The sequence below is a fragment of the Bradyrhizobium sp. CCBAU 53415 genome (assembly GCF_028128735.1).
Classification (GTDB): Bacteria; Pseudomonadota; Alphaproteobacteria; order Rhizobiales; family Xanthobacteraceae; genus Bradyrhizobium.
Map to the genome: position 1 here is coordinate 349,442 of NZ_LBJF01000002.1, position 26,802 is coordinate 376,243.

A 26,802-nucleotide genomic window follows, 5' to 3' on the forward strand; every position below is an offset into this window, starting at 1 on the left:
CGCGCGGCGGCGAGGCTACTTTGACGGTTGTTTGCCGGTCAGCTCGCGAGCAGCCAAATTAAGCTCTAGCTCATTGAACTGCTCGAGTAGCTGCTCGACGATCGCTTCATAGTCAGAGGGGGTCAATGAACGGACCCCGAGCGATGCCAGTTCGTCCTGAAGGATCGTCGCCATTAGGGCTTTAACGCTCATGGGAAATTGTCCAAAAGTGAGCTCGTCACAAAACCGAGTCGCGAGTAGACGCTAAACATCTTGCACGCGCACTCCGTAAAGTTACGGAGGTGCGCCGCGAGGGCGCTCCTTCTTCAGCAACACTCCGATCGTCCGCGCCATCCGTCTCACTGAACCAGCGTGGCGGCCCAGCTCGGCAGCGATTTTGGATGCGCCAAGTCCCTGGCGAGCGAGCCTGGCTAAGCGCCGAACCTCCTGCTCCGTCCACTGCTTTGGCTTTGGTGTTTTCATGCTGGGCGTTCGACAACATCATTGTGAGCTGAGACGTTTCCCTGCGTTCGTCTTGGCCTTTGTCTTTGCGGTGACGAATTGAACTCCGACGTGAGCCCCATCCACCCAGATCAGCTCGCAACGTCGAAATGCCAAGCCAGTGGAGGACAGCACCAGAAAGAATTCCTGTGCTTTTAGCGGGTCTGTTGAGCCCTCGACCTCAAGCTTGGCCCCGGTCGCAGAGGCGTCGATGAGAACGCAGCTTCGTCGCCACGTTCCATCGACACCCATGATGCTTACGATGTGCTTGTGTTCAAAACGAACACGGTGCGCCTTTCGGTTGTTCTCCATGAGCCGCAATCCTCAACTTCAAATCATTCTCTCCAAATAAATGCGCCGTATCCCTTCTCGCCTCAGCAATACGCAGATCAATCATCGCCGCCTCGGCGAGCAAACTCGTTCTGGTCGCTTCATCCAGTTTGGTCTGTTGGATGAGCAGCCGGATGCAGCTATTCGCGAGTTCGAGAATGAAGATTGCCTGACGGACGTCATCCGTTGTTTGGATGTCGAGAGCTTGAACTTGCGACAGCAGAGTAGCGACGCTCGCCAGAAACTCAGGCAGGGTCTGGCGCGAGTGGCTTGTCTTCTTCGCGTGGCGCGGCTGGCAAAATTCAAGCACCGACGACATCGTCGCAGATCTCTATTTGGTTCGGCGGCGGTGCCGAAAGTGATCAAAAGGAGCGATGAAAAATTCAGCTATAGGCAAGTACGAGAACAGGCCGATTCGGACTAAGCCTCGCCACAACAACCAAGCCACGCCGACCATTCATAGAATAAGAGGAACTTACGCCAAAGCGGTTGATAAACCGTTATAAGCTTGCGAGTAGGAGGCATCGTGGTATGTGGTTTGCGTCCTGAGCACTATCGAATTCGGCAAGGCAGAGGCGCCGGCTGCAAGTTAGCAAGTAGCGGACTACTGCCGGAAAAGCGAGAGCAAAGCGGCCGGCTGGGTTGTGGTTTCGAGATGCAAAAACCACCCGTCCGAAGCACCGAAGCAAATCACCTCTTCTTCGTGACCGGCAAGCTCCGGACGTAATACCCTTGGGTCCGAACCTTTGTCCTAATTTCGTCGCTGACGTTCAGAATGCGTTTTCTGCTCTTGCGCCATTTGGTTGATGAGTACGCCGCGGGTATCGAAGACCCTGTACTTAGAACGAGAAAGTCCCGCTTCCCATTACGATAGACATCGAACACTTTTCGCCCCCGCTGATCTTATCGAAGTAAAAAGGAAATATGTTTTCGTCATTCCGGTCGACCAGCTTACTGCTTCGAACGGCAGTGCGGGTTGCAAATGTGCAACGCTCCGCGATTTATGCTTCAGATGCACGAAGCCAACAAAGGCGCCGTCGAATGTCCTGCTGTTGTCCAGTTTTCTTGGAGTGCTTGACTGTCTCGGAGACGGCTTTTCTCTTTGGCCGATAGGCGGCTCCGCCGGTGTTGAATTAGAACCACGCAGCATCAAAGCGTGATTGAGCGCATGGCACGAGTCGTCCAATAGCTGCAGTGGGAGTAGATGACCCCCCCCTGTTGCTCGCGCCATGCGAACAGGAAGAGCGCAGCTGATCAGGGCCGTTAGTTTACACCCGTCTTCAGGAGAGGAGGGGCCTCCCACCTAAATACCTTGCCATGATATTACCCCCGTCCTGCCATCCTCCGAGCTACCTCCCGCATTTAATTGTGGATTGGGCGATTAAGTTTAATTGACGACTTGCCTGCTCAGTAATTTCCGAGTTGTCTGCCCTCGCTTCTCGCAACCATTTGGATCGAGCCATGAACACCGAGTGTCTGAGTTCGCTCTCGCATGATGAGCTCTGGATACTTCACCGACAAGTCACGGCGAGCCTCACGCAGAAGCTCTTGATGCAAAAAGCGCAGCTGGAGGAGCGGCTGCACAAGATTGGACGGGCCAACGAGCCCACACAGCTCGCTCGTAAGCGTCGCCCGTACCCGCCCGTTCGTCCCAAGTATTGCAATCCGAAAAACCCAACGGAGACGTGGTCAGGACGCGGCAGGCTACCACGGTGGCTGCGGCCGCAACTTCGAGGGGGCAGGAAATTGGACGACTTCCTCATTGATCGCGTTTCAGTCAAAAAGCGACAGACAGCGTAAGCGCTGCGTCGCGCTTGGATGGAAGAGATTGCCAGCGCATCCGTTTGTAATTCGTCATCCGCCTCGCTGCTCGAGCGACCGAAAGAACACGAGCGCCAGCGCCGCAGCATCGAACAGGCCCATACGGCGATCCTCGCTCATCCACGGTTTGCGGGGCGGGGGAACGTATTGCTCGAAGGCGGGTATCTGTTTCGCGATCAGCTGGGCCAGGCTATTCTTGTTCGCGCATTCATAGCGCGCGAACGCATCACGGACTTGATCGCGCGAATACGCGAAGCGAGGGACTCCGCACTCTTTCGCAAGTGCCGTAATCGAAGCGTTGAGAGTGCTAATCCAGGGCGCCCGTTCTGTTCCTTGCGTAGACGTGTCCTGGATGACGAGCACGTCGGGAGAGTGCCGATCGAAGAGTTGCGTGATACGAGACAGGCATGTTTCGCGTTTGCCGGCCCCACGGGCCTCGCGTATTCCCCAATCGAATGGCGCATATCCCTCGAAGACAATGAACGCAAAACCGCGCGTGTTGACATAGATTGAGAGAACGAGAGCGTTCGCATGATGCTGGATCATACTCTCTGTTGAATGCGAATCCGTTCAATCCGCGCCAACAGCCGTTCAAGGAAATCAAGCTTCAGTCGTGTCGCTCTGGACGGGTCACCCTGCAGCTCTTCGTACAGTTCGTTAGCACGCGCGCGTATGGACGCGCGCAGCTCCGCCATGAGCCCCGGGAAGAGTTTCAATGCCGGCATATTGAAGATCAGCATGCAAATGAACACGGCATCGAGACTTGGTCGTCGCTTGGATCCTTCGATCCGCGAGACGGCGGTCCTGCTCTTCACGCCGATGAGGAATGCAAGCTCCTGTTGGGTGAATCCCCAGCGACGACGATGCGGACGAACGTATGATTGGTGTCGGTGATGCATAGTTGGTGCAGCCGGCCAGCAAGATGACAGGCACGCACCAATGATCCCGTTGAAAGCGGTCTCGTTCGAGACACGAAAAAGTGCCGACTCGGCACCGAAATACAAAACTGCGTCCCCCATTGTATCTATCGTGGCTTCAGAAAGGATGCCTTGTCCGGCATGAAGATCGGGTGGAGATGGGGACATGGGGACGTGGGAGAGCGCCTCTAGGGAGCTGAATGCCAGCACCCCCCTCGTATATATTTGCAAGACCCGTCAAAGGCCCTTGATGCCCCTAGAAGGCGCCAGAAGTCCCCACGTCCCCATGTCCCTCCTTTGAAGCGGCGTCGATAGTGACGCTCACACCATACCGCTGACATAACATCTCTGTTTTCTCACGCTCAGCCATAGGCACCACGTACACCCCATGGAATTTGTAGGTCAGAAGATTCAGCTTTTTGCGCAAGATGCTTCCAATCCACCGATTTGTAAGTGGTCGCTCATACTCAGCACCGTAGCGGCGGATCATTCCGCTCGTAACCTCAGCCACCGGAACAACGCTTCTAGTGGAAGACAGCATTTGCTCCATGAGGACTTCCAGAACTTGCGCCTCCATGAGGAGGCCTCGCTCAGCAATAATTGAATCCTGAGCGATTTTGGCTGCACCGCGAAGCGTATCCTGGAGCCGTCGATCGTTGACGACGCTCAGGAGCGGCAGCATGATCTGATTGATGCGCGGCTCCAGGGTCGGGTCGACCAGGGACGGGTCAAGCTTGATCTCGTGCCGCCTACGAAAACGGTACAGGAGCAGCTTGTTGCGCAACTCGCGTGCCTCATCCTTGAAAGTTGGCGGGAGGTTGATAGGGATATCATCGCGGAGCCGCCGGGTGCCGGTTTCTTCGGTGATGAAGCGGCTCTCCAGTGCGCGATCCTCATAGCGACCCCGTGTCGCGACAATCTTTGGCCCAAAGACATGGAATGCCCGCGGGTTGAACTCGCGCTGGCGGTTCATGATAGTGCGCAAGACTGGCATGCCGCGGACATTACCGTTGTTCAGGATCTTGACGATCTCGGAGCGCTCGTCGCTAAAGCGGAAATCAGCCTCATCGAAGATCAGCGTTCCGCGGAAGGCGTCGAGCGTATGGAAGATTGGCGAGACCGTAGAAGCGCCGCTCGCGAAGAATGGCTTGTAGCAAAGCGAACCAATCGTGAGGAGCGACCTCGTCTTCCCGGTCCCGAAATCGCCGCGAAGGCGAAGGTATGGCAGGTCATTGAATGCGTCGTATACCCAGCTCAGGAGCACGTAATGACCGGCGACCTGTTCAAACGCCGAGCTAAGATCGGCATAGCGATGGATGAAGTCGATGATCTCGGTGAGGAGCTGTTGCTCGCTTTCATAGGAACGCGGCTCCGATGGGAGCAGGACAACCTCGTTCGTGATCAGATTGTTGTCGGGCGAGAACGGGGCCAACTGGTGCCCGCCTGGCACGTCCACGAGCCTAGCCAAGGTCCAGCGTCCCGCCAGCGACTTCGCAAACAACGTGGTGCGATGCTCTGGCCTATATATCAATTCAACGATGGTGCCGTCTTCGAGCACATCGGAGACTGTCGGTCTGACATGTCGCTGCTCGTTCGTCGGCTTGGGGATGGCGTCATTGTTCATGCATCGAATGGTCGTCGATCGAATCGATTTCGGCGAGGCCAGGATGTGCATCTGGTCCGGCACATTCACGAGCCTTGGACCGAGCGTCCCTCGCACCTAGGCTGAGCGCATGGAAGGCATAACGATACATATTGGCTGGGAATATTTCATCGGGCTCTTGAGCGCCTTGATCGCGATGGCCTGGTACTCCAACGGCCGATTTACGGCGCTCGAAACGTCGATGGATTGGGTCAAGAATATGCTGCTCGATTTGAAGAAGTCGATTGATGACGCAAACGCCAAGGAGCGTAGCGAGTCATCAAAAGACAGAGCCGAGGGGCGTAAGCCGCTTAAGCAACAAACGCTGTGGTAGGCGAGCCTGTGACGGCCCGCATCGAGTCTTGGACCGCGTTCCCTACGCATCAAAGCAAGAAGGCGGAAGTGTGCCGATACGGCCTGTCTTACCGTCTCGCAGCTTCGCTACAACTTGGCACGCTCTGTGGATATCTGATTCGCGCAAAATCGATTCCGATTCTAGAATCGCGAGTCAGCGTCACTTATGCGCTATTTCATCTATTGCCGGAAATCATCGGAAGCCGAAGATCGACAGGTCGCGTCGATCGAGTCCCAGTTGACGACATTGAAGCGAACATTCGGCGACAGACCTGACATCGAAATAGTTGGAGTTTACGAAGAATCGTTCAGCGCCAAGGCTCCTGGTCGCCCAAAATTCGGTGAGATGATCGCCGAGATCGAGAAAGGGGTTGCGTGTGGAATCATCGCATGGGCGCCTGATCGTCTCGCGCGGAATTCGATCGATGGGGGCCGTCTCATCTATATGCTCGATTGTAGGGTGATCCATGACCTAAAATTTGCGACCTACACATTCGAGAACAATTCGCAAGGCAAATTCATGCTGCAGATCATGTTTGGCCAATCGAAATACTATTCGGATGCGCTCTCAGACAACGTCAAACGGGGAAACCGGACGAAAATTGAAAAAGGGTGGCGACCCAATCAGGCGCCGCTTGGATACCTCAATGACCCAGACACAAAGACGATCGTCAAAGACCCGATACGTTTTCCCCTCGTCCGAGCAATGTTTGAGCTGATGCTCACAGGCTCATATACAGCCAAGCAGATAGCAGTCATCGCGCGTGATGAATGGGGCTTTCGTGCGCCGAAAAAGAGACGGACGGGGGGTGCGCCGCTCGCACTTAGCTCGGTCTACCGCCTTCTGACCAACCCATTCTATGCGGGCGTCATCGTCTGGGGCGGGCAGACGTATCCCGGCAAGCACGAACCGATCGTTACGATAGATGAGTTCGAGCGAGCGCGATCGCTGCTGCAGCGGCCGGGTCGTATTCGACCACAAAGGCACGTCTTTCCGTTTACTGGCATGATCCGTTGCGGCTCTTGTGGCTTAGCTGTGACGGCGGAACACAAGTACAAGCCATCTGGACGACATTATATCTACTATCATTGTACGAAGCGGCGCGTGGATTCCCGATGTGACGAGCCGTCCGTAGAAGCTCGAATTCTTGAGCACCAGATAGAGCAATTCGTTCGGTCTCTTGGGATCCATCCCGCGATTGAGGAGTGGGTTCAGGAGGAAATGTCGCGCGACGCGGGCCCATCGCTCGACGAGCAGCAAGCGGTGCGACGGCGATCAGTAGACAGCTCACTCAAGAGCGTTGAAGAGCAGCTTGCAGAGCTGACCAGCCTTCGTATCCGGAACGTCCTGGCCGACCAAGAGTATCTTGAGCAGCGAAGCGAACTTCAAAAGGAGCGCATCAGACTGCGGGAACGGATGGCGTCGGAGGTTCACAGAATGGCGGGGTTCGAACCCGTATCGGAGTGGGTTTCGTTCAGCAACAGAGCCGCGGATTGGTTCTTGACGGGAGACGATCAGTCAAAACGCCTCATTCTTGAAACCGTCGGTTCGAACCCGATCCTCACACAGAAAATACTCAGGATTGAAGCCAAAAAACCGTTCACGTCGGCTCACAAAACACCGAACGCATTCACTCTGCTGGGAGTCCACGAGGACGTTAGAACTTTGCATGCAGAACGTGCCAAGTGGGCACTAGAAGTGTGCCGCGACCTTCAAACCGAAGACGGTCAGCGCATCTTGCACAATATCAAACGTCTTCGGGAGCGCTTTGAGCCGGAGGTGGTGGCGAAGGAGGTTTCTCGATCTCGTCGGGTAAGGGCCGTGTAAGCAGCAGCAATTTATACAACGCAATTAGCCGATGGGTAATCTCCAGCGCCTCCTCAGCAGTAATCTCCTCTCCAGAAGCTTCCTTGTAAATGCGCCGAAACTCTTCCAGTCGTTCGGGTGAGGCCTTGTGACCTGTGGGTGGCATACCCAATCGAATCTACTTGTGCCGCGCACTGGTTCATAGGCGAGGAAAGTTGCCGTTAAGGCAAGAGGCGCCTCGAGAACGTGCGGGTTCGGGAAACGCCTGGTATGTCTGAAATACTTGCGTTGATCTTGGTGACAGTCTCATTGTCACGTAACTTTCGGGAGTGCCGTGGGCGCACTGATTTGCTACGATCTCGAAACGATGAACTTTGCGCGCTCAAGAAGCTCATCGAATGTGATAATTTCTGGAGCGATTGTATTCTTTCGCAAGAGTTCAAATGACGCGAACTTCTCGCGATTTGGCCCCGTATCGGTCATGAACTCAGATAGCTTGCCGATCAACAAGAAGGACTTCGGTCTGTAAGAGTACACGATCTCTCCTGTGGGGTTTCCATTCCCGTCGGTCGGCCTGAACTCCACTGGCAAGTTCTCCAATGTCCGCTGTACCGTTTTCTGCGACTGAGCTATGCCTCCACTGAGCTCTCGCGATACCTGCCAGCAATCTGGACGGTAAGCCTCACGTTCGAGGAGATCAGTATTCGGCTTCTTGATTTCTACAAGGCATAGCGAACTCAATATTCCCGCTGTCTTGAGTAAGGCATCGGCACGCTTTCCAGCTCCGGTGATATCGTGACCGCGCACCACGCTTTCGAGGTCTCGCCCCTCAAGCGGCCGATTGAAAACAAAGTTCAGGCCATATCCAAAGATCCAGGTATTGGCCTCAAAGAAGTGTTGCCACACGGCTTCATCACCCGTCTTGCGAATACCGTGGCTTGTTCGATACCTCGCAATGGCATCAATCCCCGACATCAGCCCCTGGAAGATCTCCAGCTGGTTCTTTCGGTACGCGATATTGATGATGTCGGAGCCTGAAAGCTGGCCATTCCGGACGACCTCGCGGATCAACTCCTGCCCTTCGGGCGTCGCGGCAAGCGTGTGGAATTGCTTTCGAGTATCAGCATCGAGACCTGGTCCGCTCATAAGCTGAATCCGACGCTCATTCACGTCATTCAGATTCAGTCCGGCCAATGATTGCAAGAAGCTTATGAGTCCAACAAAATAGGGAAACGAAAAGGTGATCCCCTCTTCCGTCTCAACATCGCCCTTCCTGGCGTAGTATTTGAAACGCTTAAGTTCGATTTGCTTGATGTGACCGCCATCATCCCCTTTAATGAAAGTGAGACGGGTCTTGATCTTGTTACGAGTCGGCCAGGGATGCTCGAACTCCACGACAGAAGGGACGCCGTGATCGTCACTGGACACGACGGTAAAATACTTGCCTTTGCCGTCGCGAAAAGGGTGCGTGTACAGGCAGTCGAGCCGATGATTGTCGATCATCTCCGCTTCGCTCGTTGTGGGGCTCGACTCGCGCATGAATGCGCAGAGTATATGCCCATGTTGGCGGACTCGCCAGAACCGGGAAGCGAAATTGCAGTGCCTATCTCCAGTAGCTCTGCTAATGCGCTGGATTGGAGCCTATCGGTACCCCTCGCGGTAGGCCTGCTTTACAAAAAAGCGAACAGATGTCCCAGCTTGTTGAGCCGACGAATCCGTGTGTCATAGTCCGGCATAATAGTCTCCAAACAGCGCCAGAACCGTCATGAATGGTTGTTTCGAGAATGTGGCAATCCCCTCGTGCGCATCGCCAATTCAAGCGAATGGTCCCGCGTGCGTCGCAGCTTCCCCACCGCTTTGATTGGTCCACAACGCGAACAGGCAGCCTTTCAATTCCAAGTAAGTCGGCAGTGTGGGATACCCGATCCGAAAAATGCATTTTGGCGTGGTCGCGATACCAGTGGCGCAACGCGCTCCTTATTGCTGCACGGCGGACCAAGAGGCCGAGTTCCGGTACTGATGCGACGAGCGATGAACCTCGTGCGGTTATGCCCGGAATGACCACTGCGTTATCGGGTACCACCTTGAGCCGATAAGGTCGCCCCAAGTGGAGTGCGCCGCTGGGCATCTTGCGAATAGGGAGGAAAAGTTGTGCGATTGGCACCGGAAAAGGCGTCATCGCGCCTAAGTAGATTGGTGCTGGTACCGGTTCTATAGGCGAGCGTTTTCAGGTCTCGCGTAGATGCGCGATCCTACGTAGTGCGACCACAGAACGAAAGCCGCTCTCTTGAATCGAGTAGAGTTAACGTGCGCGCGCCGGCATCTTCGAGCCACGCTCTGTCTAGCCTTCAACAAACTGCCTGCGCTTCCGAGTCATGCGGCCAGCATCAAACCTACGGAGCTGCACGACATGATCACAAGTACTGCATAAACGCGTGCATCGGATCGGTCGTTGGATCGTATTCCGCTTTAGCAATTGCTTCGCTCAGTGCCTGATGTGCCCTTGATTCCGGAGCGAGTTCGCTCTGGGCAAGTTTGCACGCGGAGAGCAACATCTTTTCACGCTCACTTAATTTCGGTTCCACAGTGTCCCTCCTGGTGTGCCACAACAACTGCGCCAACTAATACACGGTAATGTGCGTCACAAAAAAGGTCGCTACGCGGCCAGAAATGTTTCTAATGATATCCATGTCTCCCCGAGGACATATTGCAGGTCGAACCCAGCGCGTTGGAAATAATATGTTGCGGTGTCGTTATCAAACGCTCGTGACTAGTGGTGAAATGGTGAAATCAAGCGAGTTTGCATTGCAATTTGATGTTGTGCCTCATGATCGCAAAAGCTAATTGCGACGTCGCCCGCTGGTCGAATATCTGTAATGAGTTCGCCGGACGCGTCGGCTTCTCGGGCCAGGTTGAACATCGAGGCAAGTACAAGGCTCGCATCGACGTTCGGTAAGCCTCATGCATCGACAAGCGCCGAGGCTAGGAGCCGGTCCGATGCGTTGCGGCGCGGATGCCGATCACAATCCAACGCCAGAATGATCGCCACGCCAAGTTGCCTCCTCGAATCGCGGCCCAGTCCGTCCACGCGATCTAATGGAAGCCGAGGAATACTTCCGCGGCACCATCCGGGCTAACGTGATTATCGTCGGTATAAAGAACCAGCGCATCTTTAGCGCCATAGCACAAGTCACGGTCGCATAGATGCTGCATTGGATCGATCACCTCGACCGCAGAAAAGTCCTTCAACACAGCGTTGAACGCCGGCCGGTATATGCTCTGACGGTCCTCTACATCCCTTCTCGAAATTGCGCAGGGGACACGGACGTGACTGGAGAGACGAACAGGCCGCGAATCTTCGCATGATTTGATGTCAAATCCCAGCTCGGGGGCTTGCAAGACGAGTATTGTTCGGGCGGCCCTCAATGTGCGCAACGTCGCTTCCAGGCCGCTGACTAGAATCTCGATATAACTTCCGCCGGTTCGCCCAGGCCGCGAAATGGCGACGGTCCCGGGCTTCAACCCACCATCCGATCCGTATCCATCGCCGGAAGCATAGAACGCGTAGCGACCAATCAGGATGAGGCGGTTGATTGATCGGCCGTGCCTTATCTTGTCGATGATTGAGGCGAAATCGCAATATCGTTTGATACCATCCTCGTAGCGATCAACCGACAGAAAGGGAGGGCATCCAGCTAGGGAGATCAGAAACGTATTCTTTGGAACAATGCCTGGCCTGATCAGGCCCGAAGCAAACGCAAATGCATGACTATCGCCTATAACTAGATCGATGGGAGCATCATCTTGGATGATTGAAGCGATACAACGATTGTTGGGTGCGTGTGATTGAACAAGTCCATCGCACGTCAGCTTGGCGTCCAACCACTTGGTGTCCAATGTTGCGATAGAAGAGGCTTGATCAGCGCCTTCATTGAAAAAGAGTCCCAGGCCGATAATCGCAATTGACGCCATTGCCATCGAGAGCTCAAGCACCTTCTGATGAGCTTGAAACCCGTTTCGGATGGGCTGTTCGACGAATCTGTAGGTCAGCCAAGCAAGAGGAAAGGACAGGCCGACTGCTGCCGCTATGAACTTGTGGGCCGGATTTCCGGATTCGACGATCCTGACGAAGGATAGCAACGGCCAGTGCCAGAGATAGAGCGGATAGCTAATCAACCCAATGAACACGAGCGGCTGGCGTGAGAGAAGAAGCCGGTTGACGGTAGCAGCGGATAGCTAATCAACCCAATGAACACGAGCGGCTGGCGTGAGAGAAGAAGCCGGTTGACGGTAGCAGCCCCTCCAGACGCGATTAGGAGTGCCGTCCCGACGACGGGGACGATTGCTAACCAACCAGGGTACTCCATCGATCGATGGAAGGTACATACCGCCGCCAGGATAAGAAGGGCACCCACGATAGATGCAGCCGTAGGATTCCTAACTTTCGCAGCAAGCTCAAATCGGGCAACGGCAGCTCCTGCTAATAGCTCCCACAATCGCGTCAAGGGCCAATAGAACGTGAAAACCGGTCGTGATTGGATAAACGCAACATTGAGAGCCAGCGATGAAAGTGCGAGCACTAAGATCACGTGCCCAACACTCCACCTTCGCCGCATCGCAAAAATGATGAAAGCTGGCCAAATAAGATAGAACTGCTCTTCGATTCCGAGAGACCACAAGTGCAGGAGAGGTTTTAAGTCTGCCGCAACATCGAAGTAGTCCGCCTCGCGCGCGAGGACAAAGTTTGAGAGGAATGTCGCTCCGCCAAAGATTTGCTTGCCTAGACCTTTTAGTTCCGTTGGCAACAAGACAAACTGGCCGAGACCGATACAAGCAGAAAGGACGACTATTAATGCAGGAAAAATTCTTCGGATACGTCCCGCGTAAAAACGGCCAACAAAGCCGGGCGCGGACCAGTCAAGAAATATCATACGGGAGATCAAGTACCCCGAGATGACAAAAAAGACATCCACTCCAACAAAGCCGCCGCCGACCCAGCCGGCATGAAACGCCACCACGGCCAATACAGCGACAGCACGCAACCCATCAATATCGGCTCGGTAGGGATGATGATGCATCGGGCTCAATACCGCCACAACCTAATCACTGGCTCTTTGGTGCGGATGCGCTGACGACGAAAATGCGGACCACGCTTGGCTGAGGACGGTCCTGTGTCAATCCGGTTCAAACGCGTTCTTGTAATCCAGCTTCAGCGACTCGGATTGATCCTCCTTCTTCAAGAAACAATTGCCGATGACGAGAACGTCGACGTCGCTGCCCATGAAGCAGCGGAACGCATCTTCCGGCGTACACACAATCGGTTCACCGCGAACATTGAAGCTAGTATTGACGAGGATCGGACAACCTGTCGCCGCCTTGAACGCGGTCAGAAGATCATAGAAGCGAGGATTAGTATCGGCATCGACTGTCTGGATCCGCGCCGAATAATCTACATGAGTCACCGCTGGAACAATTGAGCGAGGAACATTAAGCCGTTCGATACCGAACAGCTTTTCATCGCCAGTGGCGACGGGCCTCCTGCGCTTGGGTAATACGTCGGCTACCAGCTGCATATAGGGACTGTCACTGTCTAAATCGAACCAGTCGGCGACATCGTCTCGCAGCACAGCTGGTGCGAAGGGACGAAAGCTTTCGCGGAATTTGACCCGCAAGTTGAGCGAGCGCTGCATCGACGGTGACCGGGGATCGCCCAAAATAGACCGAGCGCCGAGTGCACGTGGGCCGAATTCCATCCTTCCCTGAAACCAGCCAACCGCTTGCTGCTGGATCAATGCTTCGACGGTGCGTGGGATCAAATCAGCGCTCTCCAGTGTCGCAAAGACCGCGCCGACTTGGCCGAGGCGTTGCTCTATCTGGGTCTGCGAAAATGACGGTCCGAGATAGCCACCGGCCATCGCATCATGAGCCGGCGCTGGACGGGGTTGACCCGCGAACTGATGGTAGGCGGCCAAAGCCGCACCCACAGCACCTCCAGCATCACCGGCCGCGGGCTGGATCCAAATCCTTTCGAAGTGCCGCTCACGCAGAATCTTGCCGTTGGCGACACAGTTTAGGGCGACGCCACCGGCCAGGCAAAGATTCTTGGACTTCCCCTCTTGCGCGAGACCACGAGCAAGGCGCAGCACAATCTCCTCAGTCACCCGTTGTACCGAGGCGGCAAGATCCATGTGCCGTTGCTCTAATGGCTCTGTAGGATCGCGGACTGCGCCGCCGAAGAGAGCATTGAAGCGGTCATTGGTCATTGTGAGACCGGTACAATAGTCGAAATAATTGAGATCAAGACGGAAGCTTCCATCTTCCTTGAGGTCAATGAGATGATCGAGAATTGTCTGCGCATATTTCGGTTCGCCATAGGGCGCCAGCCCCATCACCTTGTACTCTCCGGAATTCACTTTGAAGCCGGTGTAGTAGGTGAATGCCGAATAGAGCAGGCCGATCGAGTGTGGGAAATTGATCTCGCGAGTTAGATCGAGTGTGTGCTCGCGACCATATCCGGCGGATGTTGTTGTCCATTCCCCGACGCCATCTAACGTGAGGATCGCGGCCTCAGAAAATGGCGAGGCAAAAAACGCAGAGGCAGCGTGGCTTTGATGATGGTCGGCGAACAACAACTTGGCTTCCCAATCGACGTTATCATCGATCTCAGCGAGATGATTGCGAAGCACGCTCTTTTGAAACAGCTTTTCCTTCAACCAAACTGGAATTGCTTTTCGAAAAGAGTCAAAACCACGCGGGGCGAAAGCGAGATACGTCTCGAGCAGCCGCTCAAATTTCAAGAATGGCTTTTCGTAGAACACGACATAGTCGAGCTGGCGAGCATCAATCCCAGCCTCGGCTAGGCAATAGCGAGTCGCCGTTACCGGAAAGTTCGGATCATGCTTCTTACGGGTAAATCTCTCCTCTTGAGCTGCAGCAACGATCTTGCCGTCCACGATGAGAGCGGCCGCACTGTCATGGTAGAAGGCCGAGATTCCGAGGATTCGCAATTTCGCGCACCTCAAAAAAGAGTGTAGATGAAGGGCGCCAATGCTGACCCCTTGGTTAGTATGAGCAGTCCGCCCAGCAACAGCATCACCACGAAGATCGGAACCAGCCAGTATTTCCTGCGAAGGCGGATGAAGGCAAACAACTCACGTAAGAAGGACATCGGCGCCTCGAACATCTATGCCTAGAATTGGTGCCGCATCGATTCAGATGGTGGGCGGGGATCGGAACGAGTGGACCAATACGTTTCCGCCGAACTGTCCTGTCGCATGTTGAGAAAGTCCTTGCCGAAAATGCGCATCGTCAACCCGATTGGCATGATCGCGCCGAAGAACAAGATTGCCATGACGACAGGGTTGACCACTCGGTACATGAGCAGCCCGAGCTTTAGCCAAGCGCGATTAACCGACGCCAGTGATTGCGGCCGCCAAAGAGCTACCCCGATTACTATCGCGGCAACAGCGAGCCAGATCGGCGCGTGCGAGGACCGTTTGTAGAAACTGAAACAGCCGATAACCGCGAAGACCAACGCCATCGTGATTCCGAACCTGCGGTCGCTTGGCCCGACGACGACTTCATTCTGTTCGGATTCCAGTAACTGCATCAGCTTCTCACACCCTCAGCGATAGCGGCTTTCGATCACCCCGCGCTCCCAAGTGCCTCTTGAACTAAAGCATGATTGCGGGAGCTGAGCACTTGGCCGCTTGTATAATAAGAGTTGTCCCGGACGTCACCTTTTTTCGGCTACAATCGGGGAGGGAGAAGCAACTGTCGGCAAATGGCGGCAGGCGCTGAGGCTGCCTACTGGGCCGGAATCGAAATCGCCCTCTGCCATTGTTGAGTGGATGAAATCCGATTCCATTCTATGGATGAGGAAAGTTTAGCGAGCATTCCGGCTCGGAAGGCTATTTCGAAAACTCGAGTAATTTCCCGGCAAGGTACGTCCCAATTTTTCGCGCCCCCGTTGGGGTCGCATGCAGTGAGTCATAAAAATCGCCTTTAGCGAACTCCAATTCATTGGCCAGATCGACGAACCGACACTCCTGCGGATGTTTCTCGCATATGGTTTTCGTGGTGCGGTTAATGATGCGAAGGCGTAGCGCCCAATCGCTCAAGTTCAGTATCTGTTTAGAGATAAACGTTGCCTCGCCTCGCGAAACGACGAGTTCTGGGTTGACAGGCTGCGAAACGAAAATCGCAATCTCCCCTCGCTCGCCATGAAGCTTGAGAAGCTTCTCCAGATTTGGCTGATATATGTTCTTAATGTACCGGTCCAGTCCGCCAAGGCGGTCGGCCTCGACTTCCACCTTTGGTTCGCCGTCAGGATCTATTCGGAAATGGCCTACGCCCAGCGACCGCTGGCTCATGAGGAGATTACGGATCTGCCGGTAAGCTCGCGCTAACGCCGATCGGTTGAGAACCTTTTGTATGAATGAGCTGTCCTTCCCCGACCTGTCATAGTTCTGACTGAACTGGCTGAATAACGCGTCGTTTCCTCCGATGAGATGAAGATAGTACTTGGGAGCCAGCTCCGGAATTTGGTGAAGCCATTCGGCTACCGCGATCAGATGACCACTCGAAGTCATCCCATCGACGCCTGCGTTGGCAATATGAATCCGATCAACTGCGCGGATAACATCTTGCCAGGTCTGGCCCTCCGTGATGTACCGTTCGTCGGTCGTAGAACCGCCGACCGTCACGACGTCAATGTCATGAAGCGCCTCCGATACGCCTCTCAATCCATACTTATCGCGGGTATATGTGACCTCGCTCGGTGGGTCGTAAAGCTTCTGAGCGTAAACGTAGGTCCGATCGACAATTGCGGCGTCTGGCGGAACGAAAGAGCGAAACCAATCGCCCATTAGGCACTCTACCGCGACAATCCCCGAGACAATGAGAATCAAATTGATTGCTATGACGTGCGCTTGCTGCCGAAGGTGATCGAGCCGCCCCATCTGTTTAGATGACCTCCATTCGAACCGCCTCAGTCCTTGAGGAATCATGACGTCCAGCGTCTAGTTCGACCTGATCACGTCTACCGACAACACGCCGTGCGAAACAAATTTTTCGGACCGCTCCTCGTATCCGGTTGCCTGTACGGTATCTGTGTCGCGGCGGCACTTGTAGAATGTTCGCCAGCCGGGTGTTGGTTGCTTGGCAATGGGATCATCGTTTGAGGTATCTTTCACGTAGAATGCAATGACGAGGCTTCTTCCTTTGGCCAATCTAAACTCTGGAGAGTCATCGGACACGGCTGACGATCTTTTGGGGATCAAAGTGCTTTGCTTTCCCTCAAACGTTAGCCGGACAGGCGGCTTGTCAAAGGCATATGGGGGCCCTTCGGGTGCCGACTGACCGATAAAGGATTCAGTAATATGCAACCCGCGCACAGGACCTGCGCCAAATTTAACTGCGATGCCCTCGCCAGAGCCTGTAACGGCCGTGGCAGGTATGACGACTCGAAGAGTGCAACCAGGCCATCCCAGATCGTCCTTCGTAGCGCCCGTATCAACCACGGTGAGTCTTTTCCAACTTCCGCTACTGTCTAGCTTCTGCTTGTCGAGGTAGAGCAAGATCCACAAGGTCGTCGAAAATGAAACGACGAGAACGCCCGCTCCCCCCAGGACTCTCAGCCACCATTTCATTGCGTATTCTCGGGAACTGACTGCCTGATCGAACCAACGCCGAGGACCGAGCGCACGCTAGCCCATAGGAGCGCGAAAGCTCGCCGCTGGGGAGCACCCATGCGCTGCGGGAGCGGCGGCTCCGACGACTGAGATCGATGCGAGAGAAACGCCATCCGAAGAAAGCGTCATTCTCGGTCTGTTCAGAACCGCCGACGTTCGTAACTGCGTTACTCGCCCCCCTTCGCGCCGACCGAAAGATCGATATCTTGTCGCCAAACAGAGGTACATGGAATCCGACGACGATCGCATCGATCAGCATAACGCTCGGCGACCTCCACAACTTCGCGAAGCAGACCGCTTTCCAAGCGCGTAGGCTTAAGGCCCAGCTCCACCAAGCTCTTGGCTTCAACGATAAGATCGTTTTCCGGCGCTTCATTTCGAGGATTCGGCAAATTTTGAATCTTTGCGCCGGTTAGCTTTGAAACAATATTCGCCAATTCTCCGACCCGGTGCGTTTCCGTCATTTGATTGAAGATCTGCACACGCGCGCCCCGCTTTGGGGGATTCAGTAGCGCGAGCTCAACACAGCGAACGGTGTCTTGAATATGGATGAATGCTCTTGTTTGGCCGCCCTTGCCGTGCACCGTGAGTGGATATCCAACCGCCGCCTGCATCAGAAAACGATTCAGGACCGTCCCATAGTCGCCGTCATAGTCGAAGCGATTTATCAAACGCGGATCTGAATTGGTTTCTTTCGTGTTCGTGCCCCATACGACGCCTTGATGTAGGTCGGTGACGCGAACGCGGTCATTCTTGTTGTAGTAATAGAATATCAGCTGATCGAGCGTCTTGGTCATGTGGTAAACGCTACCGGGATCCGCAGGGTAAAGAATCTCGCGTGAAACTCTCCTCCCTTCGGCGCTCATCACCTCGATGTTCAGGTAGCCTTCTGGAATTGCGGCTCCCCCACCGTAACCGTACACTCCCATCGTGCCTAAGTGCACAACATGGATATCGCGACCGCTTTCAACAATCGCACAGAGAACGTTGTGGGTCGCTTCAACATTGTTGCTGACGGTATAGCGCTTGTGACGCTCCGACTTCATCGAATACGGAGCTGCTCGTTGCTCTGCGAAGTGAACGATTGCGTCCGGCTGGAAGTCTGCAAACAGCGCCGTAATCCGGTCAAACTCCTTGGCAACATCGAAGTTCAAGAAGCCGATTGTGCGACCCGACACTTCCTTCCAAGCCTCAAGACGGGTTGAGATCGGACTGATCGGCGTAAGCGACGAGACCTCCAACTCAATGTCAGCACATCGCCGGACCAGATTGTCCACAATTACAATTTCATGTCCTTGCGCCGACAAGTGAAGTGCGGTCGGCCAGCCACAAAATCCATCACCCCCAAATACGACGATCTTCATATTACCCCCTAAGATCACTTTCGATTCCAACAACTAGCATCCCGCAAGGCGCCGCACAATCCAGGGGGGCCTTGGAATAAGAATACGACTCGGGACTGTGTCGCGCAGTGTGGTCGCCCCCTTTGCTCGCCCCAAAATGCGGCAGCGCACCATCCTGAGCCATGTCACAAGATCAGCGCGACCCGCGAGCCAACTCAGCCGCGCGCTGGGTCATCCTTTAGCCTGTAGCCGGGTGGGGTTGTAGAAGGCCGGCACGTTGCCAACTATCGCTTTCAGGACCCCGATTGCAAAGGCGATATTCACCAGTACAAACCCAAATATCTGCTGCACTACGGGCCACCTTCTCCTTTTCCGGTAAGCTACCGCCCCTAGCGCTGCCATCCCGTAAAACGCTCCCTGAACACACAACGTCGCCTGATAGAACCAGCCCTGGTCGAGAACGATCAAGTTTGACGTCAGGGCAGCCAATAAGAAGAACGGGGTAAGCCAGCGAAATATCTTGTGCGAATAAAGGGCCCACGTATACACGGGCCGCTTTATGATATTCTCCGCTCCCCATCTGGAAATCGTCCCCGAGAAGTTCTTCGCCACCATCCGCACGCGTGCCTTGAATTCCCCGTCGGCGTTCGGCGGCATCACATCGTATGCAACGTGCCCGTTCAGGTGCGCACAAAAATATCCGGCATTTATCACATCAAGCGGAGTAGTGAAATCCACATCACCGGTCGCAGGAAGGTCCTTGAATAAGGAACGGCGGATGCCCATACAGGGCCCACTTGAGGTCGCGTACAGCCCAAGGAGAGTTTCGCAGGTCCTCAACCACATCTCGAAACGCCAATAGATTCCCGCCGCATCGCTGACCTTATCGTCTCCTTCATTCTCAAACACGATCTCCGCATTGACGCAGCCAATGCCTGGCAGAGCCAGGATGTCCACCATCTTCAATATCGTCTCGGCCGGCACTCGCGTTTCCACGTCGGAAAAGATTACAAATTCATTTTTTGCGTAGCGGATGGCGTAGTTGTGTGCGCCGGCTCGGCCGCGCCGACCTTCGTTCTCTAAAACGCGGACTTGGGGGTGACGCAAGCGTTCGGAAGCCGCGACGGTATCATCCGTCGAGTGATCTGACACGACGATGAGCTCGTTGTCCGGATTTTTCTCCAATGCGTCTCGCGTGCTTTCGATCTTTCTCCTGATGTGGGGCCCTTCATTGTAAGCCGCGACGATCATCGTAAACGACGCCGAGTTCGCGGCGGCGCGCTGCTCTATCCGGCCTTTCAAATCATCGTTGACGGCAACGAGATGCCTGGCGAACCACAAAATTATTGGGTATCCGCTGTAAGAGTACACAGCGCAAATTGCACTCAACCAAAAAAAAAGCAGCATACTCTCGCTCTTTCGAAGACCAGGCGTTAGATTTCTTTGTTGTGGCTCAAGAACCATTTCCAGGTCTCGGCGATTCCCTCGGCAAGGAGCCGAGTTGGTCGATATCCGAGTTCTGTTACTGCTTTCTCGATCGAGGAATGTGTGTGCACCAGCTCGCCAGCTCGGAAAGGCATATACTTGATTTCCGGCATCGGGTTGGGATGAATTGCAACACGGATCAGATCCAGCAACTCATTCACCGAGGTCGCGATACCCGAGCCTAACTGATAGACGCTTCCACTCTTCTCAACAGTCAGCGCAAGTGCAATTGCGGAACAAATATCATCGACGTGAACATAATCACGCGTCTGGGTGCCATCGCCAAACACGGTGATCTCTTTACCCGCCAACACATTCTTGAAAAATTGCGCTACCGCGCTCCCCTTATGATAAGAGCGTGGCCCGTAGACGTTCGAAAAGCGTAGCGCAGTCGCATTCATGCCATATGAAGCAGAGTAGGCCGAAAGATACCCCTCACCAAAAAGCTTACTGGCTCCGTAGGGCGCCGTTGGCTTGGGCACCATCCCCTCATGCACTGGAGGCTGTGCAGCTCCGATTATCGCGCCTCCAGTCGAGGCAAATACTAGACGCTTAATGCCGGCGCGTCGCGCGGCTTCAAGCAAGCAAAACGTCCCCCTTACGTTGACGTCGAAGTTATGAGCCGGATTTTCAATCGAGTCTATGACGCGCGTGTCAGCCGCAAGATGAACAATGCTCGTTACGCCGCTTACGGCCTTCGAAACGCTTTCAGCATCTCGAATATCGCCGTCGATGAATGTTACTCGATAGGGCGCTAAATAGTCCTTTTTCCCAAGCGACTGATTATCCAGTACGACGATGTCCCAATCGGTCGTGCGCCTAAGGTAGTCAATCAGATTGACCCCTACAAAGCCGCAGCCTCCCGTTACCAAGATTTTTCTCATTTCCACTTTCCCCCAAGACCGCGGTAGCACGAGCTGGCGCGGTTCTCTTTAAACCCGTACTGCAGTTTCGTAGGGCCATTCCAAGCTGATCCGAGAATGCCTCTCGCATTTCTCCATCGACGTCAACCGACCGAACTGACCCAGTCAGGATCATCTAGCATGCGCTCTTGCATCGCCAGAAATGTCCAAATCCATATAGCGTGAGGAGCCATCGCGAAGAATTTCGCAGGCTCAAATAGCTCGGTCGTCAAAATCGCGACCGAGAACAAGGAGCCGCCGACAATGAATGCTTTGCGATAACCGTCACCGTTGAGGCAAAGCCCTCTCCACGCGCGATTGAAGATGAATGCGACAAACGAAAGATATAGGACGGCGCCCATGATCCCGAACTCGCCGGCTAGCTCTAGAAAGCCAACATGAGGGGAGTCGAAGGGATATCCAAGTTTCTGATCAAGCGCTTGCTTCCATCCCCCATACCCAAGCCCCCAGAACCAATTCTGCTTCAAAATTGACAGTCCCGCGGACCAAAGCAGATCTCTTTGCCCCGTACACATTATCCCGCAATCGCGTTTCGTTGCCTTCTGCCCCTGTAGTTCGGACTTGAGAGGGCTCTCTAGGCTAGAGCCTGGCGCGACCCCGGCCTTGAGCTGAAATGACTTCCCAATACGGAATTCCTCAATGAATGCACCCGTTAAGCTCGAGCGCGAACCTTCCGGGCGGCTGTCTCCTCCCGTCACGGGGTGAGTTGCACTAGCTTCACTCGCGCCCGCCCTGTTGCCTGCCAGTTCTTTCAGGTCCGGCCGATCCAGCGGCAGGCCCGAGGCGAGCCAAGCCGCAGCCCCACGCTCCTTGATGGGGGGAGCGATCACGATCGTCCAACTGGCCACGGCGAAAACGAACAACGCAAAAACCTTTCCGACTTCCATCACTTGATCATTTGGCGACAGAACGGAACTGTGTCTTTGGGTCCAGGCGGAGCCCATCAAAAGACAAGCCGCGATGCTTAGGGAGACGACAAGTGCAGCGATCCCAGACTTAGCCGCAGTAGCGGAGAGCGCCAACAAAAGGACCGCGAGCAGTAACCAGGCGTACCATGCTCGTAGGCGGTCTTCCTTGAAAACCCGTCCGACCACCAGCGCACTTGTAAGGCTGACCGCCGCCAAGAGAAATTTCGAAGTGGCATTGGGATTTGCATGCAATCCAGCCAGTCGAAGTTTGTCGGGCGGCAATGCTGATTGGTACGGGGTCAACTCTGCCAGAGGAATGTAGACTAGTGCAAAGTCGAAGAGGATCGAGAAAAGAACCGCTGACAACATCGCAGTTGATACGAGAGTCCAACTATAGGACGGGAGCCGCGTCGCGGTGCCAACGGTCATGGTGATTAGAAAGATCGTGACAACAAAACCTGCGTCGAGGAAGTAGAACCGGGACGTGAATGGAATAGCGTTGCGAAACAGGACTAAACAAGTGAACGCACCGAAGAAAATGATAGTGGGCGACGTTCTGATCCGGAGCAGGTCTCGTGGCTGGATGAGTAACAACAGCCTAAAGGCGATGAAGCTCCACGCGACTCCCTGCAGCAAATGGAATTGATCCAGGTTGAGGCTCGCAAACTGCTGAAATGGTGCAATGAAGATACCGAGCGCAAGCCCGTAAGCTGGAGCAAATAGCGCCAGTGCTACGATGAATATGAGACTTGGCCAGATCTCGAGTGCAGGGAATGCCGATGGTATCAAAAGAAGAAATATCATCAAACCTGCGGCGCCCAGAAAGCCTATCGGCGGGCTGTGCCAAGGTCTCGTTTGCGAGAGCGAAGTTTCGGAGCAGACGGCGATCATCGGGAAGCCTCTTTCGACCGCCCGCTCACAAGGCGCTCATGGTAAGGGAGCTTACGAGGGAGGAAGAACCAAAACAGCAGCGCGCCGAGCAATACTAGCGATGCCAAAATGTCGAGCGGCTTGAACCAAGGGTAGGCGGTCAGACTGAGTTCGGCTAGCTTCACCGGCTTTACACCAGCTTCAATTTGGCGCTTAGAACGTACGATATTGTTGAGATTAGTTTCTATCTTTTCAAAGATGGGCCTGGTGTCGATATTTCCCGGCACAAGAACGATTATGACCAAATTCCTGAGATTGCAATCGACGGCGGGGCGGTGCCTCCGGAACGTCGGCATCACGTCCTTAAATGCGACCGCAGCCTCAGCCTGACCATTCTCAAGCATCCAGTCCTCTTCGAGATAACGATCGAAGGAGAAGTCCGCCCTGACGACCACGTACGTGCGCGCAATCAATCCCAGGCCGATCCCCACCATTTGTGTCGCAAGGAGACTGGCAAGGAGAAGGATTGCGATAAGATCGAGGCGATCAAATCTCGACGCTCGACGAATGCTACCCATTCGCATCAACCGTGGTTGTGAGTTTTCCGAATATTCGACAGAGCACGACAAATAGTCCCAGCTGGATTGCCAATGACGGCAGGATGCCTATGACACCGCCGAGAGAACCGCGCCAAATTGCGACGCCAATCAGGACCCCCGCATCATATCCAATTGCGCGCAAGCCAATCCAAACCAAAATTAGCAGGAACGGAGCAACGACTGACCAGATCAGGGGGTGCGAAGTGGTTCGAAGCAAAGCCTCACCAGAAAACAGGCTCGTTGTCTCCCCATAAGTTGCTCCCCCGTGGCTCTTGGCATACAGATATCCGTTGGAACTCGTGCCGCTACGCAATCTTAACTTGCTGAGTGTCTCCTCTACCAAAGAGGGCATGTGCGGGTCCAGACTGTGTGCCCCAGCATACTCCGCCTGAAACAACGGAATGGCAATTCGCTGTCCCAGCTTCCCCGCGATTTGCGCGGACAGTCCTCCCTGAGTCTTCAGGTCAGTGGGACGCTCTTTCGTTTCGAGTCCGAGCTGAAACACCATCGCTAGAACAACCGTCGAAATAGTCACTCCGTAGATTGCAGCCTGTTTCGACCAAACCCCGAAAATCTGTACTTGCCGGATGGCATAATCCAGAGATGGCAAACTGATACCAAAGACGGCAACTGCAAAGAGTACCCCGCGAAATGGCGAGGCGGCCACTATCGGCGCCAGTGCAGCAAGAAATAGGACCCGCCATTTTCGCTCCTCTGCATTGATGGCAAGCTGCAGACAAAGCGGCCACAACAAGTTCCCTAGCGATAACGCCGATGCATACTCTTTGAATATCTCCTCTCGATACATCGGCCAGGGAGAACGCAGCTCGATGAGTAAGTGAAACCATGCTGTTGCCACGATGAGCGGGATGAAGACGGCAAACGCCGCGCCCCCCACTCTACGAAACTTCGGCGCGCCGGGAAATCTTCTATTGGCTGCAAGAAGGAGGAGAATGAGAATTACGCTTGAAATACACCCTATCCATCCGACGCTCTGTGCTGCAGAAGAGCACTGATCAGGCGCTTCAGCCAACTGACGACAAATCACCATCACATCGACATACGATACAATGTCGACACTCGATATCACGAACATCGCGATCAAATTCGACATGAAGATGAGACCGATCGCGCTTATTAGATAGATCATGAGCGCGCCTTCGGATCGGCGTCGGGGAGTAAATTCGACGCGCAATTTTGTCCGATTGCGGACAAAACGGGCTCGCGACCGCCGGCCAGGCAAGCAGTCAATTGCGCGCAATTAGTTCCTGGAGCACTGCAAAGCTCGGAAACTCGTCCCGCATCCTGCCATTCAATCATGCGGCTAGCGTTCCGAACATTTTCCTGACGGCGCTCTCACTGAGCATAGAATTACGGCCTTCGCTTCCTAAGAACCGCCAAGTAATGGCTTCGAAGTGGAGGGCAGCACTTTTCGAGCAAACGGCACGCGGCCCAAGAAAGCGGGGCCAACGCGCGCGCCAACGGCGGCAGAAGCGTCATGGAGTGAGCGTCTACATCCCAGCCGGGGAAGAGTTCACGCAGCTCTTTCAACCCAATCGGCCGTACGTCGGAATTCCGGTGATTGGGGTAACGAAAATCGTACCAAACAATGAGTGCGTCGGGCTTGGCGACCCGGCACATCTCAGCTGCGGCCCTGAGCTTCACTTGGGTATCCATAATTGAGGTGAAAACGGTCAACTGGACGACGATATCGAAACTCTGATCCGCATATGGCATTCGATCTGCCGATCCAACAGAAAAGTGCGCGGTTGGCAGAGATAGCTCGGCCTCGCGAATTAGAGGCTCCATCAAGTCGATGCCATAAAGCGACTCGGGCGCAGCGCCCCATCGGGACCAATCTGCCAAACGAGCGCCACGGCCACACCCGACTTCGAGGATTCGCATATGCGACAAGCTTGCTATGCCGTATTTACGCAACAGCCTCAGCGTTTCCTCTTCGCGACGCTGCAGCATAAGAAGCTCTCCGGGGACAAACGGAGAATATCGATTGATGACGCCGAGTTTGATCCGACGACGATAGACGTCCCTGATACGATCGAGCTCGTTCGTCATGCTTCGCCGACTCCGCTTCTTCTCCTCATAATCTTCTTTGCAGCCACGAAGACAACGCGTTGACAGTCCGGCAACAAGAGCACGACACTGGAAAAATAGACCAAGATGAACAGCGCTGATGCGGTCATCTGTGACCACGGGTAAGCGCTTGCCTGCCCCCAGAGAGCCAGCTTCCCTACTGTTGAACTCAGTAGGGCGCACACCACCCATCGAGTGATTTCGCTGAACTTCGGAAGCGCATTCCATCCAACATCATGAACGAGCAGCGACACCAACATGCCGGCCGCTAAGGTGAAAGCCGCAGAGAGGCAAAGTGGGATTGCAACGAATGCCGTAGGCGCAGTTACTGGCAACAGGAGCAGCAGCGCACCAAGCGTAGCGAGGGACACGCCGACGGTACGGCCGGGTTTTTGGAGCGCATAAAAAAAGCGGAAGAAAACGACGAATACAGCCTCGCTCATTACAGCGGGTGCAAACGCTCGGAGCGCAGCAGCGGTAACGCTGACTGCATCGCCGTCAAAATTCCCATGCCGGAGCAACAGAGTAACAATTAGGTCGGCATTAAGCCAAGTGATCATAGCCGCCGGGAAAAGCAGAACCAGGCCCCATAGAAGGATTTGGCTGCTGAGCCTGCCAATTTGCTCAACTTCGCCGGCCACATGGAGACTTGCGACGATCGGCAAAATAAGTGTGGCTACAGGATTAGCAATGAGCGACAGCGGCACTTCATAGATCCGGAAGGCATAGCCTAGGGCCGCGATGGAGCCCTCGGGATAGTCGGCGGCATATCCCCGAATGATCAAATGAGACACCATCAACAATCCTGAGGTACTTCCGATCCCGAGAGACAGTAGCGGCATACGCGCTAATCGCCATAGGCCCGAGAAGAAGCTCCGACTGAGATCAGGCCACACGGGCGCTAACAGGTTCATTCGCGCAAGCCGCACTGCGAGGATGGGAATTGCCAGGAGGAGACCAGCAACGCTCGCCAAGGGAAGAATACGAGCGCCCATGCCTGGAGCGAAAACTAGAACCAAAATGCAGAAGACTGAGTTATTGATGAGATAGGCACTGGCCGCCAATACGAACTTCCCATGAGCGTTGAGCACTAGCGCGAATAGAGTTGTCAAGGCGGTTGCTGGCAACAACCAAACCAAGCTCGTGCCAAAATGAATGACGTCGGTTGCGACCGCTTCGGATAGCCCGGGCGCGCAAACTTTGACTAGCGTCGGCATCATCGCCCAGACTATGATTGCCAATGCGGTCGCGACCAGCCCTACCAACATCGTCGCAGTTACGACAAATCGTCTCCTGGCGGGCAAACTGTCCGCGCGCTCCGCGCCAAACGTATGAAGTAAGGGAACGATCGTTGCGCCAAGGGATCCCACGAACAGTAAGTCATGGGCCGTTTGCACGATTCCGAAGGAAAGATAGAACGCGTCGATTTCGCCGCTCGCGCCGAAGGCTCCGGCCAAAACTAGTTCCCGGGCGTATCCGGTCGCGGCACCGAGAAGCATAACAAAGAGGAGTAGGATCGATGTTCTCTGAATACGTGGGG

26 protein-coding genes and 1 pseudogene are annotated in these 26,802 nt (G+C 54.7%); 3 read left to right on the plus strand and 24 right to left on the minus strand.

Annotated features, from left to right (window positions below):
- Positions 1-15 precede the first annotated feature (15 nt).
- The 3 genes from XH87_RS07910 to XH87_RS07925 all read right to left on the minus strand — a co-directional run bounded on the left by XH87_RS07910 (position 16) and on the right by XH87_RS07925 (position 1,129).
- Positions 16-192: a hypothetical protein gene (locus XH87_RS07910; protein WP_271586811.1), complete on the minus strand. Its 177-nt coding sequence runs from the start codon at positions 190-192 to the stop codon at positions 16-18.
- Positions 193-480: 288 nt separating this feature from the next.
- A complete protein-coding gene (locus tag XH87_RS07920) occupies positions 481-792 on the minus strand; it encodes a PilZ domain-containing protein (protein ID WP_271586813.1) in 312 nt (103 codons plus the stop codon).
- Positions 755-1,129 carry a hypothetical protein gene (locus tag XH87_RS07925; protein ID WP_271586814.1) on the minus strand — a complete coding sequence of 125 codons (375 nt, stop codon included), beginning with the start codon at positions 1,127-1,129 and terminating at the stop codon, positions 755-757. The genes XH87_RS07920 and XH87_RS07925 overlap by 38 nt, the downstream gene beginning before the upstream one ends.
- A 1,232-nt stretch (positions 1,130-2,361) precedes the next feature.
- Here XH87_RS07925 and XH87_RS07935 point away from each other — a divergent pair.
- A complete protein-coding gene (locus XH87_RS07935; protein WP_271586891.1) occupies positions 2,362-2,610 on the plus strand; it encodes an H-NS histone family protein in 249 nt (82 codons plus the stop codon).
- 54 nt (positions 2,611-2,664) lie between these two features.
- Here XH87_RS07935 and XH87_RS07940 read toward each other — a convergent pair whose 3' ends face one another.
- The 3 genes from XH87_RS07940 to XH87_RS07950 form a co-directional block, all read right to left on the minus strand.
- On the minus strand, positions 2,665-3,177 hold the full coding sequence (locus tag XH87_RS07940) for a hypothetical protein (RefSeq protein WP_271586816.1): 513 nt from the start codon (positions 3,175-3,177) through the stop codon (positions 2,665-2,667).
- Positions 3,174-3,650 carry a helix-turn-helix transcriptional regulator gene (locus XH87_RS07945; protein ID WP_271586817.1) on the minus strand — a complete coding sequence of 159 codons (477 nt, stop codon included), beginning with the start codon at positions 3,648-3,650 and terminating at the stop codon, positions 3,174-3,176. Before XH87_RS07945 ends, XH87_RS07940 begins: the two co-directional genes overlap by 4 nt.
- Before the next feature lie 154 nt (positions 3,651-3,804).
- Positions 3,805-5,172 (minus strand): hypothetical protein, encoded by a 1,368-nt coding sequence (locus XH87_RS07950; protein ID WP_271586818.1) that lies wholly within the window; start codon positions 5,170-5,172, stop codon positions 3,805-3,807.
- Positions 5,173-5,281: 109 nt separating this feature from the next.
- Between XH87_RS07950 and XH87_RS07955 the strand changes: the two genes are divergently transcribed.
- Positions 5,282-5,524, plus strand: coding sequence for a hypothetical protein (locus XH87_RS07955; RefSeq protein ID WP_271586819.1), 243 nt, complete (start codon positions 5,282-5,284; stop codon positions 5,522-5,524).
- A gap of 186 nt (positions 5,525-5,710) precedes the next feature.
- Entirely contained in the window at positions 5,711-7,372 is a 1,662-nt protein-coding gene (locus tag XH87_RS07960) for a recombinase family protein (protein WP_271586820.1), read from the plus strand.
- Positions 7,373-7,702: 330 nt separating this feature from the next.
- Here the strand turns inward: XH87_RS07960 and XH87_RS07965 are convergent, their stop codons facing one another.
- From XH87_RS07965 to murJ, 18 genes and pseudogenes are all read right to left on the minus strand, one after another.
- Complete coding sequence (locus XH87_RS07965) at positions 7,703-8,854, minus strand: Shedu immune nuclease family protein (RefSeq protein WP_271586821.1); 1,152 nt, start codon at positions 8,852-8,854, stop codon at positions 7,703-7,705.
- Positions 8,855-9,021: 167 nt separating this feature from the next.
- Positions 9,022-9,461 (minus strand): annotated as a pseudogene (locus tag XH87_RS07970) (M48 family metallopeptidase); the annotation flags it as partial.
- Positions 9,462-9,765: 304 nt separating this feature from the next.
- A complete protein-coding gene (locus XH87_RS07975) occupies positions 9,766-9,936 on the minus strand; it encodes a hypothetical protein (RefSeq protein ID WP_271586822.1) in 171 nt (56 codons plus the stop codon).
- 508 nt (positions 9,937-10,444) lie between these two features.
- A complete protein-coding gene (locus tag XH87_RS07980) occupies positions 10,445-11,539 on the minus strand; it encodes an acyltransferase family protein (RefSeq protein ID WP_271586823.1) in 1,095 nt (364 codons plus the stop codon).
- On the minus strand, positions 11,524-12,429 hold the full coding sequence (locus XH87_RS07985; protein ID WP_271586824.1) for an acyltransferase family protein: 906 nt from the start codon (positions 12,427-12,429) through the stop codon (positions 11,524-11,526). Before XH87_RS07985 ends, XH87_RS07980 begins: the two co-directional genes overlap by 16 nt.
- Before the next feature lie 96 nt (positions 12,430-12,525).
- Entirely contained in the window at positions 12,526-14,358 is a 1,833-nt protein-coding gene (locus XH87_RS07990) for a carbamoyltransferase family protein (RefSeq protein ID WP_271586825.1), read from the minus strand.
- An 11-nt stretch (positions 14,359-14,369) separates the two neighbouring features.
- Entirely contained in the window at positions 14,370-14,519 is a 150-nt protein-coding gene (locus tag XH87_RS07995) for a DUF5989 family protein (protein ID WP_271586826.1), read from the minus strand.
- Between the two features lie 21 nt (positions 14,520-14,540).
- The gene (locus XH87_RS08000) at positions 14,541-14,960 is read right to left on the minus strand and encodes an SxtJ family membrane protein (RefSeq protein WP_271586827.1); all 420 of its coding nucleotides are present in this window, start codon (positions 14,958-14,960) and stop codon (positions 14,541-14,543) included.
- Between the two features lie 301 nt (positions 14,961-15,261).
- Entirely contained in the window at positions 15,262-16,311 is a 1,050-nt protein-coding gene (locus XH87_RS08005) for a hypothetical protein (protein ID WP_271586828.1), read from the minus strand.
- Positions 16,312-16,371: 60 nt separating this feature from the next.
- Positions 16,372-17,001, minus strand: a complete 630-nt coding sequence (locus tag XH87_RS08010; protein WP_271586829.1) for a hypothetical protein — start codon at positions 16,999-17,001, stop codon at positions 16,372-16,374.
- A 209-nt stretch (positions 17,002-17,210) separates the two neighbouring features.
- Positions 17,211-18,407, minus strand: a complete 1,197-nt coding sequence (locus tag XH87_RS08015; protein ID WP_271586830.1) for an NAD-dependent epimerase/dehydratase family protein — start codon at positions 18,405-18,407, stop codon at positions 17,211-17,213.
- A gap of 210 nt (positions 18,408-18,617) precedes the next feature.
- Entirely contained in the window at positions 18,618-19,793 is a 1,176-nt protein-coding gene (locus XH87_RS08020) for a glycosyltransferase (RefSeq protein WP_271586831.1), read from the minus strand.
- 26 nt (positions 19,794-19,819) lie between these two features.
- Entirely contained in the window at positions 19,820-20,755 is a 936-nt protein-coding gene (locus XH87_RS08025; RefSeq protein ID WP_271586832.1) for an NAD-dependent epimerase/dehydratase family protein, read from the minus strand.
- 122 nt (positions 20,756-20,877) lie between these two features.
- Entirely contained in the window at positions 20,878-22,593 is a 1,716-nt protein-coding gene (locus tag XH87_RS08030; protein ID WP_271586833.1) for an O-antigen ligase family protein, read from the minus strand.
- Positions 22,590-23,150: a hypothetical protein gene (locus XH87_RS08035; protein ID WP_271586834.1), complete on the minus strand. Its 561-nt coding sequence runs from the start codon at positions 23,148-23,150 to the stop codon at positions 22,590-22,592. The genes XH87_RS08030 and XH87_RS08035 overlap by 4 nt, the downstream gene beginning before the upstream one ends.
- A complete protein-coding gene (locus tag XH87_RS08040; RefSeq protein ID WP_271586835.1) occupies positions 23,143-24,321 on the minus strand; it encodes a hypothetical protein in 1,179 nt (392 codons plus the stop codon). Before XH87_RS08040 ends, XH87_RS08035 begins: the two co-directional genes overlap by 8 nt.
- Before the next feature lie 221 nt (positions 24,322-24,542).
- Positions 24,543-25,244, minus strand: coding sequence for a class I SAM-dependent methyltransferase (locus XH87_RS08045; RefSeq protein ID WP_271586836.1), 702 nt, complete (start codon positions 25,242-25,244; stop codon positions 24,543-24,545).
- On the minus strand, positions 25,241-26,719 hold the full coding sequence (murJ, locus tag XH87_RS08050; protein ID WP_271586837.1) for a murein biosynthesis integral membrane protein MurJ: 1,479 nt from the start codon (positions 26,717-26,719) through the stop codon (positions 25,241-25,243). The genes XH87_RS08045 and murJ overlap by 4 nt, the downstream gene beginning before the upstream one ends.
- Positions 26,720-26,802 lie beyond the last annotated feature (83 nt).